The organism is Bacillus cereus group sp. BfR-BA-01331, assembly GCF_022663915.1.
Classification (GTDB): domain Bacteria; phylum Bacillota; class Bacilli; order Bacillales; family Bacillaceae_G; genus Bacillus_A; species Bacillus_A mycoides.
Genome location: NZ_JAKUGJ010000001.1, coordinates 53,816 through 66,276 on the forward strand (window position 1 = coordinate 53,816; position 12,461 = coordinate 66,276).

Below are 12,461 nucleotides of genomic sequence, written 5' to 3' on the forward strand. Positions count from 1 at the left end.
AAACAGCAATTTTTATAATTGCTGTTTTTCTTTATGTTTAGCACTATTCCTCCCAGGAAATACTAAGAGGTAAAACATAGCGGGAGGAAATGAATTATGAGCTGGACAAATATATTTTTACTTGTTCAACTTGTTTTTGGCGTAATTGTCGGATTGTATTTTTGGCATTTACTTCGAAATCAGCGAACACAAAAAGTTTCAATTGATCGAGAATCGAAAAAAGAATTAGAGCAGCTTCGTAAAATGCGTGAGGTTTCTTTAACAGAGCCGCTTGCGGAAAAGGTACGTCCTACATCCTTTATAGACATTGTAGGGCAAGAAGACGGGATTAAGTCGTTAAAAGCGGCTCTTTGTGGTCCTAATCCGCAACATGTGATCATATACGGTCCGCCAGGTGTCGGAAAGACAGCGGCAGCACGCCTTGTATTAGAAGAAGCGAAACGAAATCCGAAATCTCCATTTCGTACAAATGCAACATTTATCGAACTTGATGCGACGACAGCTAGGTTTGATGAGCGTGGTATTGCGGATCCATTAATTGGTTCAGTGCATGATCCTATTTATCAAGGAGCAGGTGCAATGGGACAAGCGGGTATCCCGCAACCGAAAAAAGGGGCTGTAACAGATGCGCATGGTGGTATTTTGTTCATTGATGAGATTGGTGAATTACATCCAATTCAAATGAATAAAATGCTAAAAGTGTTAGAAGATCGGAAAGTGTTTTTGGAAAGTGCGTATTATAGTGAAGAAAATTCGATGATTCCAACGTATATACATGATATTTTTCAAAAAGGTTTACCGGCAGATTTTCGCTTAGTTGGTGCAACGACACGTTCACCAGAGGAAATTCCTCCTGCAATTAGGTCGCGTTGTTTAGAAGTGTTCTTCCGTGAGTTAGATACAGAAGAAATTCAAAAAGTAGCGAAAAATGCAGCTGACAAAGTGGAGATGCAAGTAGGTGAGAACGGTATCGAAATGATTGGAATGTATGCAAGAAATGGGCGAGAAGCAATTAATCTCGTGCAAATTTCTGCTGGTATGGCGATAAATGAAGAACGACCTTTCATTAAAGATGAAGATATTGAATGGGTTGTTCATTCTAGTCAGCTTACACCAAAGTACGAAAAACGTATTTATCCAATTCCGAGAATCGGTCTTGTGAACGGGCTTGCTGTATATGGGCCGAATACAGGTGCGTTATTAGAAATTGAGGTAACAGCTATTCCTGCGAAAGATAAAGGATCAGTAAATGTCACTGGAATTGTAGAAGAGGAAAGTATTGGAAATCAAACGAAATCGATTCGTCGCAAAAGTATGGCGAAAGGCTCTGTTGATAATGTGTTAACAGTACTTCGTTCTCTAGATGTGTTGCCAGAAGGGTATGATATACATATTAATTTTCCTGGTGGTATCCCGATTGATGGTCCTTCAGCAGGTATTGCTATGGCAACAGGTGTCTATTCAGCAGTGCATCGTACGTATGTGAATAATGAAGTAGCGATGACAGGTGAGATAAGTATCCACGGAGAAGTGAAGCCTATTGGTGGTGTGTACGCAAAAATAAAAGCTGCGAAAAAAGCGGGAGCTAAGAAAGTCATCATTCCGGCTGAAAACATGCAACCATTTTTGTATACAATAAAGGGAATTGAGATCATTCCTGTTCGCAAATTAAAAGAAGTATTTGAATTAACATTTATGCAGGAAAATATGCATCGTGAGCTTGATGCACATAATGATTTGGACGAAACAGATGCACAATCAATGTGAGAATATACAATAATAAAAATTTGCCAGACTTCGTTTAAGTTTGTATGCTTAAGCGGAGTCTTTTTTCTTTCCGTGAGGCACAAAAAAACAGGGGATTAACAATTGCGAAGAATCTCTGCAATTGCATCTAGATGTATTGTAATATAAAATAGTTGAACAGGAGTTTAATTTATTATGGAGGTGCTATGTCTAGTATGAATACGAATGAAAGAATTGTGCCCCTCCTACCATTAAGAGGCATTCTCGTATATCCAACGATGGTTCTGCATCTTGATGTAGGACGTGATAAATCGATACAAGCACTAGAGCAGGCGGCAATGGATGAAAATATCATCTTTTTAGCAATGCAAAAAGAAATGAATATCGACGATCCGAAAGAAGATGACATATATAGTGTAGGTACAGTGGCGAAAGTGAAGCAAATGTTAAAATTGCCGAACGGTACGCTTCGTGTCCTTGTAGAAGGTTTACATAGAGCAGAAGTAGTAGAGTTTATCGAAGAAGAAAATATAGTGCAAGTTTCTATTAAAACGGTAACGGAAGAAGTAGAAGATGATTTAGAAGAGAAGGCTCTTATGCGTACGTTACTGGAGCATTTCGAACAATATATTAAAGTTTCGAAAAAAGTTTCAAATGAAACATTTGCAACGGTAGCTGATGTAGAAGAACCGGGAAGACTAGCTGATTTAATTGCTTCTCACTTACCGATTAAAACGAAGCAGAAACAAGAGATTTTAGAGATTGTATCTGTGAAAGAGCGACTACATACACTTATTTCAATTATTCAAGATGAACAAGAGTTACTTAGCCTAGAAAAGAAAATTGGACAAAAAGTGAAACGTTCAATGGAGCGCACGCAAAAAGAATATTTCTTACGTGAGCAAATGAAGGCGATTCAAACTGAACTTGGTGATAAAGAAGGCAAGGGCGGGGAAGTTGAAGAACTTCGTGAGAAAATTGAACAGTCGGGAATGCCTGAAGAAACAATGAAGGCTGCACTGAAAGAATTAGATCGTTATGAAAAATTACCTGTAAGTTCTGCTGAGAGTGGTGTCATTCATAATTATATTGATTGGTTATTAGCTCTCCCTTGGACAACAGCAACAGAGGATATGATTGACCTCACTCATTCGGAAGAAATTTTAAATAAAGATCATTACGGTCTTGAAAAAGTGAAAGAGCGAGTACTTGAATATTTAGCTGTACAGAAGTTAACGAATTCATTAAAAGGACCAATTCTTTGTCTAGTAGGACCTCCTGGGGTTGGGAAAACTTCGTTAGCACGTTCTATTGCAACATCGTTAAATCGTAATTTTGTACGTGTTTCTCTTGGTGGTGTGCGTGATGAATCTGAAATTCGTGGTCACCGTCGTACATATGTAGGAGCGATGCCAGGACGTATTATTCAAGGTATGAAAAAGGCGAAAACAGTTAATCCAGTCTTCTTATTAGATGAGATTGATAAAATGTCTAACGATTTCAGGGGAGACCCATCAGCGGCGTTACTTGAAGTGTTAGATCCAGAACAAAACCATAACTTCAGTGATCATTACATTGAAGAGCCATATGATTTATCGAAAGTTATGTTCGTTGCAACTGCTAATACACTTGCAAGTGTTCCGGGCCCATTGCTTGACCGTATGGAAATCATTTCAATTGCTGGTTATACAGAACTTGAAAAGGTGCACATTGCTCGTGAGCATTTATTGCCGAAACAATTAAAAGAGCACGGTTTGCGAAAAGGTAATTTGCAAGTACGTGATGAAGCGCTTCTTGAAATTATTCGTTATTATACACGCGAGGCTGGTGTTCGTACGTTAGAGCGTCAAATTGCAAAAGTTTGCCGTAAAGCAGCAAAAATTATCGTTACAGCAGAACGCAAGCGCATTGTTGTAACAGAGAAAAATATTGTTGATTTACTTGGTAAGCATATATTCCGTTATGGTCAAGCTGAAAAAACAGACCAAGTTGGTATGGCAACAGGTTTAGCTTACACAGCAGCGGGCGGCGATACACTTGCAATTGAAGTGTCGGTAGCGCCAGGAAAAGGGAAATTAATTTTAACAGGGAAACTTGGGGATGTTATGAAAGAATCCGCACAAGCCGCGTTTAGCTATATTCGTTCTCGTGCAGAAGAACTTCATATTGATCCGGATTTCCATGAGAAAAACGATATTCATATTCATGTTCCAGAAGGAGCAGTTCCAAAAGATGGACCGTCAGCAGGTATTACGATGGCAACGGCACTTATTTCTGCACTAACAGGTATTCCTGTAAGTAAAGAAGTTGGTATGACAGGTGAAATTACACTTCGTGGTCGTGTATTACCGATTGGTGGTTTGAAAGAAAAAACATTAAGTGCTCACCGCGCGGGATTAACAAAAATTATTTTACCGGCGGAAAATGAGAAAGATTTAGATGATATTCCAGAGAGCGTAAAAGAAAACCTTACGTTTGTGCTTGCATCTCATTTAGACGAAGTATTGGAGCACGCATTAGTAGGAGTGAAACAATGAAAGTAACAAAAGCAGATATTGTAATTAGTGCCGTTAAACCGGAACAATATCCAGATAGTGATTTACCAGAAATTGCCTTAGCGGGTCGTTCTAATGTCGGGAAGTCTTCCTTTATTAATAAAATTTTAAATCGTAAAAAGTTAGTACGTATTTCTTCTAAACCAGGAAAAACGCAAACGCTGAACTTTTTCTTAATCAATGAAATGATGCATTTTGTTGACGTTCCAGGTTATGGATATGCGAAAGTATCTAAAACAGAGCGCGCGGCATGGGGCAGAATGATTGAGACTTACTTTACAACACGTACGCAATTAGACGCAGCTGTATTAGTAGTTGATTTACGTCACCAACCAACAAAAGATGACATTATGATGTATGATTTCTTAAAGCATTATGAAATCCCAACAATTATTATTGCAACGAAAGCCGATAAAATTCCGAAAGGGAAATGGCAAAAGCATTTAAAAGTTGTAAAAGAAACGCTTGCTGTTGAAATTGGCGATGAAATCGTTCTATTCTCTTCTGAAACAGGACTTGGAAAAGAAGAAGCATGGAAAGCAATTCATAAAATGACAAAAACAAAAAACGCGTGACGAATGTCGCGCGTTTTTTGTTTTATTTACTAAACTTCTAGCGTACGTTTAATGTAACTTCAATATTTCCTCTTGTTGCTTTAGAGTAAGGACATACACCGTGAGCGGCTTCTACAAGTTCTTGTGCTTCGGCATGAGAAACACCAGCAACATGTACGTCAAGTACAGCAGATAGTCCGAAACCACCATCTGTATCTTTACCGATAGAAACGTGTGCAGTCACTTCTGTACTTTCCACCTTCATACGTTTTGTACGAATTACAAGTTGCAATGCACTATCAAAGCAAGCCGCATAACCAGCTGCAAATAATTGTTCTGGATTTGTTGCTTCTCCGCCTGCGCCACCTAGTGCTTTTGGCATTTTTACATCAAGATTTAATATGCCATCATCTGAAACTACCTTACCGTTTCTTCCACCTGTTGCTGTTACTGAAGCAGTATATAATTTATCCATGTTTATTCCCCTTTTCTGTCATTAATTTTTTTCATTGTTTCAATTAATGTGTTTAATTGGATTAATAAAGAATGATATTCTTGCTCTGTAATTCCTAAATTTGTAGCCATCGTTGTTGGTAATGAACAAGCTATTTCTTTTAAATCTTTACCTTGTTCTGTTAATTCAATACAAACTTTTCGCTCGTCTTCTTTTGAACGAACACGTTGTACAAGTTTTAATGATTCCATCCGTTTTAACATAGGTGTTAAAGTACCAGAATCTAAAAATAGACGTTCTCCAATTTCTTTCACTGTTAGTCCGTCTTGTTCCCATAGTACGAGTAAAGTAATGTACTGGGGATACGTAATGCCCATTTCTTCTAAATAGGGGCGGTAAAAGCGGGTAACCTCTCTAGAACAAGCGTAAATAGAAAAACAAAGTTGGTTATCTAGATGCAAAGGATTTTCTTTCATAGGCAACTCCTTGTATTTTTAAGTTGTGCACAATTTAATTTTGTAAAACCAATATAACGAAAAAGAAATACAATGTCAAATGCATTGCATCGAGAAAGTGAGTACTATATTTTGGAACAATCATACATATTTTCCTTCATGATGAAAGAAGATAGAAAAGATGATGTTATAATTAATATGGAATAGTTTCCATCACTTGATTATGAGGACTTTTTTTGGTAACGTACAAATAGAGTTATTATTTTATAATTATTATAAAGTAGAAAGTTCTTTATTAATCTTACTGAAGCTCCTTTATTACATATGGAGAATAAATAAAAAATAATCAGTTGTTCACACGATTGTCAGATTCATAAGAGGAAAGTTGTATTATGATAGTAGATAAAGTGATAAAACGGGTGAAGGGGGACATGCTGCGTGCATATTCTTGTTGTTAGTGTAAATTATCGAACAGCCCCTGTAGAATTTCGTGAGAAACTCACATTTCAGGCAGCAGAGCTAGAGCAAGCAATGACTACATTACAAAACCAAAAGAGCGTGCTAGAAAATGTCATTGTATCAACTTGTAATCGCACTGAGATTTACGCTGTTGTCGATCAATTACACACGGGACGGTATTACATTAAGAAGTTTTTAGCTGATTGGTTTCAGCTTGAAATAGAAGAAGTCGCACCATACTTGTCTATTTTTGAACAAGATGGCGCAATAGATCATTTATTCCGCGTAACATGCGGTTTAGATTCTATGGTTGTTGGAGAGACGCAAATTTTAGGTCAAATAAAAGATAGCTTTTTAGAAGCACAACAAGTAAAAGCGACAGGTACAATTTTTAATGAGTTGTTTAAGCAAGTGGTTACGTTAGCAAAACGTGCGCACTCAGAAACAACGATTGGTGAAAGTGCGATGTCTGTTAGTTATGCTGCTGTTGAGCTCGGAAAGAAAATATTTGGCGATTTAACAGATTGTCATGTACTTATTCTTGGTGCGGGTAAGATGGGTGAACTTGCACTGCAAAACTTATATGGAAGTGGAGCTCGTAAAGTAACGGTTATGAATAGGACGCTTACGAAAGCGGAAGTGATGGCTGAGAAATATATGGGACATGCAAAGCCTTTAAGTGAATTGCAATGTGCATTATTAGAAGCGGATATTTTAATTAGTTCAACGGGTGCGTCAGAATATGTCATTACGAAAGAAATGATGACAAAAGTAGAGAGAATGCGCTCTGGTCGTCCGTTATTTATGGTTGATATTGCAGTACCACGTGATATTGATCCGGCGATTGATGAATTAGAAGGCTCTTTCTTATATGATATCGACGATTTGCAAGGTGTAGTTGAAGCAAACCGTGCTGAACGTTTAAAAGAAGCAGAGAAAATTCAATTTATGATTGAAGAAGAAATGGTTTTATTTAAAACGTGGTTAAGTACGCTTGGTGTTGTACCGTTAATATCAGCTCTTCGTGATAAAGCGCTAGCAATTCAAAGTGATACGATGGAAAGTCTTGAGCGAAAAATACCAAACCTTAGTGATCGTGAGAAAAAAGTAATTAGTAAACATACGAAAAGTATTATTAACCAATTGTTAAAAGACCCAATTTTAGTAGCTAAAGAATTAGCTGTTGAAGAGGGAGCTGGCGAAAAATTAGCTTTATTTGCGAAGATTTTTGATTTAGAAGTGGAAGAAGCGGGAAATACGGAAGAAGTAGAACATAAAAGAGCGTGGACACCATCCGTTCCATCTTTATAACTTGGAAGGATGATCGGATGAGTTTTTTAAATAACAGTATTATTTATCATATTGCAATTATTTTATATGCTTGTAGCATTAGTTTATATTTTATAGATTATTTCCAAAGTAACCGAAAGGCGAACCGCTTTGCTTTTTGGTTACTTTCGATTGTATGGGTTCTGCAGTCTATCTTTATGTTGCTTAGGGCTACAGATTCAGAAACGAATCCTATTTTAACTTTATTATCAGGGATTTATTTTTATGTTTGGTTATTGATTACGATGTCATTAGTCATTAATCGATTTATGCGTATTGACTTTTTAGTCTTTTTTACAAATGTTGTAGCATTTGGCGTAAGCGCTTTTTCTATTTTTACACCGCTCGGGAAGATGTCGCCAGTACTTGCAGAGCAACTAGTTTCAGAACTTGTATACGTGCATGTCGGTATGGCGATTATTTCTTATGCAACGTTTACTGTATCGTTTATTTTTTCTATTATGTATTTATTGCAATACCGACTATTAAAAAAGAAAAAGTGGAATGCGAGATTAAGAAGATTAGGAAATTTGCCGAAGCTTGAATCTATGTCTTACGGATTAAATTTATTTTCTGTTCCGTTTTTCTTATTAGCAATTATATTAGGATGTATATGGGGATATACAAAATTGGATAATTTCCATTGGTATGATACGAAAGTAATTGGGTCTTTTGTCGTTCTATTTGTATATTGCGTGGGCTTATATTTACGAGCAGCAGATGTGTTGCAAGGTAAGAAAATTGTGCAGTGGAATATCGGGGCATTTCTCGTAATGCTAGTTAACATTTTTCTATTAAGCAGTTTATCTAATTTCCACTTTTGGTATTTATAATGAGGAGAGAGAATTATGCGCAAAATTATTGTAGGTTCACGAAAGAGTAAACTAGCATTAACACAAACTAATTGGTTTATTGATCAATTAAAAGCGCTTGGTTTACCATATGAATTTGAAGTGAAAGAAATCGTCACAAAAGGTGATGTTATTTTAGATGTTACTCTTTCAAAAGTAGGCGGAAAAGGTTTATTTGTAAAGGAAATTGAACATGCGTTACTTACGAAAGAAATTGATATGGCTGTACATAGTATGAAAGATATGCCAGCTGTACTTCCAGATGGATTAACGATTGGTTGTACGCCAAAGCGCGTTGACCCTCGTGATGCTTTTATTTCTAAAAACGGAGAATCGTTTAAAGACTTAGCAGAAGGCGCGATCTTAGGAACGAGTAGTTTGAGACGTAGTGCACAACTACTAGCTGCGAGACCAGATTTACAAGTGAAATGGATTCGCGGGAATATCGATACACGCTTACGTAAGTTAAAAGATGAAGATTACGATGCAATTATTTTAGCGACAGCTGGATTACAGAGAATGGGCTGGGACGGAGAAGTTATTACAGAACATTTAGATGAAACGTTATGTGTACCAGCCGTAGGACAAGGTGCATTAGCGATTGAATGTCGTGAGGATGATACGGATTTACTTCAGTTGTTAGCGCATATTAATGATGCAGTAACAGAAAGAACAGTGGCTGCTGAACGAGTATTTCTTCATAAACTTGAAGGTGGATGCCAAGTTCCAATCGCTGGATATGCAACTCTTAAAGAAAATGATGCAATCGAATTAACAGCGCTTGTCGGTTCTATGGACGGTTCTGTTTTATTGAAAGAGATAGTAGTAGGCAATGATCCGAAGCAAGTTGGATTAGAGGCTGCGGACCGTTTAATTAAACAAGGAGCAAAAGAGCTCATCCTTGCTGCAAATAAGGAGCAACAATAAATATGAACGCTCTCGCTGGCAAAACAGTATTGATTACACGTGCCCAGCATCAAGCGAAACAAATGAGTGTAGCAGTGAAAGAAAGGAGCGGAATTCCATTGGAAATTCCGCTTTTGCGTATGGAAGGCACATCTCATAGGCAAATTCAACGTATAACAAGGCAACTACATTCGTATGACTGGGTTATTTTTACGAGTAAAAATGGTGTAGCTTTTTTTCTAGATGGTTTAGAAACAAAAATACCATTAACTATTAAAATCGCTGCGGTAGGCGTGAAAACAAAATTAGAGTTAGAAAAAAGGGGCTATCAAGTTCATTTTGTTCCGACCTCGTTTGTTGCAGAAACATTTGCCGAAGAGTTTCTAAAAGAATTAAGTGGAAACGAGCGTATTTTATTTCCGAAGGGGAATTTAGCAAGAGATGTAATCCCGGTTAAACTTAGGGAGTTTGGTGTTTTTCTAGATGAGCTAATTGTATATGGTACGAAGGTGAATGTAGAGAAAAAACAAGAACTTATAACAGCATTGAAATTAGGGGAAGTAAATATTATTACATTTACGAGCCCTTCAACTGTTGATAGTTTTGTTCGTTTACTTGAGGGTACAAACTGGAGAGAATGGACGAAAAAATGTACAATTGCTTGTATAGGGCCTATTACGGAAAAAGAGGCGAACCTCTATTTTCCACATGTTATTGTGCCAAAAGAGTACACTGTAGAAGCATTACTGCAATGCATTTGTGAATCTATAAAATAAAAGAATGGGGATAGAAATCTATGAATTCTTTACAATTTAATCGTCATCGTCGTTTAAGACAAAGCGGGGGCATGCGTGCGCTTGTACGTGAAACATTTTTACATACAGAAGATTTTATTTACCCTATTTTTGTATTAGAAGGAGAAAATATTCGTAATGAAGTTCCTTCTATGCCAGGCGTATATCAAATGTCTTTAGATTTATTGCAAGCTGAAATGCAAGAGGTCGTTGATTTAGGTATTCGTTCTGTTATTGTATTTGGTTTACCTGCTGAAAAGGACGAAGTTGGATCATCGGCATATTGTGAGCATGGAATTGTACAGCGTGCAATTAAGCAAATTAAAGATGAGTTCCCAGAGCTAGTGGTAGTTGCAGATACATGTTTATGTCAATTTACAAGCCATGGTCATTGCGGTGTTATTGAAGATGGCGTTATTTTAAATGATGAGTCTCTTGCAGCTCTTGCAAAAACAGCTGTAAGTCAAGCGAAAGCAGGGGCGGACATTATTGCACCATCTAACATGATGGACGGATTCGTAACGGCGATTCGCCATGCATTAGATGAAAATGGTTTCGCGCACGTACCAGTTATGTCGTACGCTGTGAAATATTCATCAGCATTTTACGGACCGTTCCGTGATGCAGCACATGGTGCACCGCAGTTTGGTGACCGTAAAACATATCAAATGGACCCAGCGAACCGTATGGAAGCATTCCGTGAAGCAGAATCAGATGTAATGGAAGGGGCCGACTTCTTAATTGTAAAGCCAGCTCTTTCTTATCTAGATATCGTTCGTGATGTGAAAAATAACTTTAACTTACCAGTCGTTGCTTATAACGTAAGTGGTGAATATTCGATGATTAAAGCAGCAGCACAAAATGGTTGGATTAATGAAAAAGAAGTTGTACTTGAGAAATTAATTAGCATGAAACGCGCAGGAGCAGACTTGATTATTACGTATCATGCAAAAGATGCAGCAAGATGGTTACAAGAAGGAGGCGCTAAATAATGAAAAAATTTGATAAGTCGATTGCGGCGTTTGAAGAGGCTCAAAATTTAATGCCTGGAGGCGTAAACAGCCCTGTTCGTGCTTTTAAGTCTGTTGGTATGAATCCGCTGTTTATGGAGCGCGGAAAAGGCTCTAAAGTATATGATATCGATGGGAATGAATACATCGATTACGTATTATCGTGGGGACCTTTAATTCATGGTCATGCGAATAATCGTGTTGTTGAGGCTTTAAAAGCTGTTGCTGAAAAAGGAACAAGCTTTGGTGCACCAACAGAAATTGAAAATAAATTAGCGCAGCTTGTTATTGAGCGTGTACCATCAATTGAGATTGTGCGTATGGTTAACTCTGGAACAGAGGCGACAATGAGTGCACTACGTTTAGCTCGTGGTTACACTGGACGTAACAAAATTTTGAAATTCATTGGTTGTTATCACGGTCATGGTGATTCTTTATTGATTAAAGCAGGTTCGGGTGTAGCAACGCTAGGTTTACCAGATAGCCCTGGTGTACCAGAAGGTGTAGCGAAAAATACGATTACAGTAGCGTATAACGATTTAGAAAGTGTAAAATATGCTTTCGAACAATTCGGTGATGACATCGCTTGTATAATTGTAGAACCAGTGGCAGGGAATATGGGTGTTGTTCCCCCGCAACCAGGGTTTTTAGAAGGACTTCGTGAAGTGACAGAGCAAAACGGTGCACTACTTATTTTTGATGAAGTAATGACAGGATTCCGTGTTGCTTATAATTGTGGACAAGGTTATTACGGTGTAACTCCTGACTTAACTTGTTTAGGTAAAGTAATCGGTGGTGGCTTGCCGGTAGGAGCATACGGTGGGAAGGCAGAGATTATGCGTCAAGTTGCACCAAGCGGACCGATTTACCAAGCTGGAACATTATCGGGTAATCCACTTGCAATGACAGCAGGTTATGAAACGTTAGTGCAGTTAACGCCAGAATCATATGTGGAATTTGAGCGTAAAGCAGAAATATTAGAGGCTGGACTACGTAAGGCAGCTGAAAAGCATAATATCCCGCATCACATTAATCGTGCAGGTTCTATGATTGGTATTTTCTTTACGGATGAGCAAGTTATTAATTATGATGCAGCAAAATCGTCAAACTTAGAATTCTTTGCAGCTTACTATCGTGAAATGGTAGAACAAGGTGTATTTTTACCACCTTCTCAATTTGAAGGTTTATTCTTATCGACAGCACATAGTGATGCAGATATTGAGGCGACAATTGCAGCGGCCGAAATTGCAATGTCAAAATTAAAAGCATAATTTCTTAGAGAAAATCGCTTTCCATTAGGGGAGCGATTTTTTTTATTCATAAAGTAGCCTTAGGGAACATAAATCTG

The 12,461-nt window shown here is 37.7% G+C and carries 11 protein-coding genes; 9 read left to right on the forward strand and 2 right to left on the reverse strand.

What is annotated here, in order from left to right; all coding sequences use genetic code 11:
• Positions 1–96: 96 nt before the first annotated feature.
• The 3 genes from lonB (at position 97) to yihA (ending at position 4,876) form a co-directional block, all read left to right on the forward strand.
• Positions 97–1,767 (forward strand): ATP-dependent protease LonB, encoded by a 1,671-nt coding sequence (gene lonB / locus MR155_RS00280; protein WP_002034202.1) that lies wholly within the window; start codon positions 97–99, stop codon positions 1,765–1,767.
• Positions 1,768–1,952: 185 nt separating this feature from the next.
• Entirely contained in the window at positions 1,953–4,283 is a 2,331-nt protein-coding gene (gene lon, locus MR155_RS00285; RefSeq protein ID WP_002034201.1) for an endopeptidase La, read from the forward strand.
• Positions 4,280–4,876 carry a ribosome biogenesis GTP-binding protein YihA/YsxC gene (gene yihA, locus MR155_RS00290; RefSeq protein ID WP_002088829.1) on the forward strand — a complete coding sequence of 199 codons (597 nt, stop codon included), beginning with the start codon at positions 4,280–4,282 and terminating at the stop codon, positions 4,874–4,876. Before lon ends, yihA begins: the two co-directional genes overlap by 4 nt.
• 37 nt (positions 4,877–4,913) lie before the next feature.
• On the opposite strand, the gene MR155_RS00295 is transcribed toward yihA, so the two are convergent.
• Both MR155_RS00295 and MR155_RS00300 read right to left on the reverse strand, forming a co-directional pair.
• A complete protein-coding gene (locus MR155_RS00295; protein WP_002015349.1) occupies positions 4,914–5,330 on the reverse strand; it encodes an organic hydroperoxide resistance protein in 417 nt (138 codons plus the stop codon).
• 2 nt (positions 5,331–5,332) lie between these two features.
• Positions 5,333–5,785 carry a MarR family winged helix-turn-helix transcriptional regulator gene (locus tag MR155_RS00300; RefSeq protein ID WP_002015350.1) on the reverse strand — a complete coding sequence of 151 codons (453 nt, stop codon included), beginning with the start codon at positions 5,783–5,785 and terminating at the stop codon, positions 5,333–5,335.
• Between the two features lie 417 nt (positions 5,786–6,202).
• Here MR155_RS00300 and hemA point away from each other — a divergent pair, with 417 nt between their 5' ends.
• Genes hemA through hemL form a run of 6 tightly spaced genes read left to right on the forward strand, consistent with a single transcriptional unit; the run spans position 6,203 to position 12,384 of the window.
• Positions 6,203–7,534 carry a glutamyl-tRNA reductase gene (gene hemA, locus MR155_RS00305; RefSeq protein WP_002034196.1) on the forward strand — a complete coding sequence of 444 codons (1,332 nt, stop codon included), beginning with the start codon at positions 6,203–6,205 and terminating at the stop codon, positions 7,532–7,534.
• Positions 7,535–7,551: 17 nt separating this feature from the next.
• Positions 7,552–8,385 carry a cytochrome c biogenesis protein gene (locus tag MR155_RS00310; protein ID WP_002015354.1) on the forward strand — a complete coding sequence of 278 codons (834 nt, stop codon included), beginning with the start codon at positions 7,552–7,554 and terminating at the stop codon, positions 8,383–8,385.
• A 15-nt stretch (positions 8,386–8,400) separates the two neighbouring features.
• Entirely contained in the window at positions 8,401–9,330 is a 930-nt protein-coding gene (hemC, locus tag MR155_RS00315) for a hydroxymethylbilane synthase (RefSeq protein WP_002034194.1), read from the forward strand.
• Between the two features lie 2 nt (positions 9,331–9,332).
• Entirely contained in the window at positions 9,333–10,085 is a 753-nt protein-coding gene (hemD, locus tag MR155_RS00320) for a uroporphyrinogen-III synthase (protein ID WP_016092375.1), read from the forward strand.
• 20 nt (positions 10,086–10,105) lie between these two features.
• Complete coding sequence (gene hemB, locus MR155_RS00325) at positions 10,106–11,095, forward strand: porphobilinogen synthase (RefSeq protein WP_002138493.1); 990 nt, start codon at positions 10,106–10,108, stop codon at positions 11,093–11,095.
• Complete coding sequence (gene hemL / locus MR155_RS00330) at positions 11,095–12,384, forward strand: glutamate-1-semialdehyde 2,1-aminomutase (RefSeq protein WP_242307507.1); 1,290 nt, start codon at positions 11,095–11,097, stop codon at positions 12,382–12,384. The genes hemB and hemL overlap by 1 nt, the downstream gene beginning before the upstream one ends.
• Positions 12,385–12,461 lie beyond the last annotated feature (77 nt).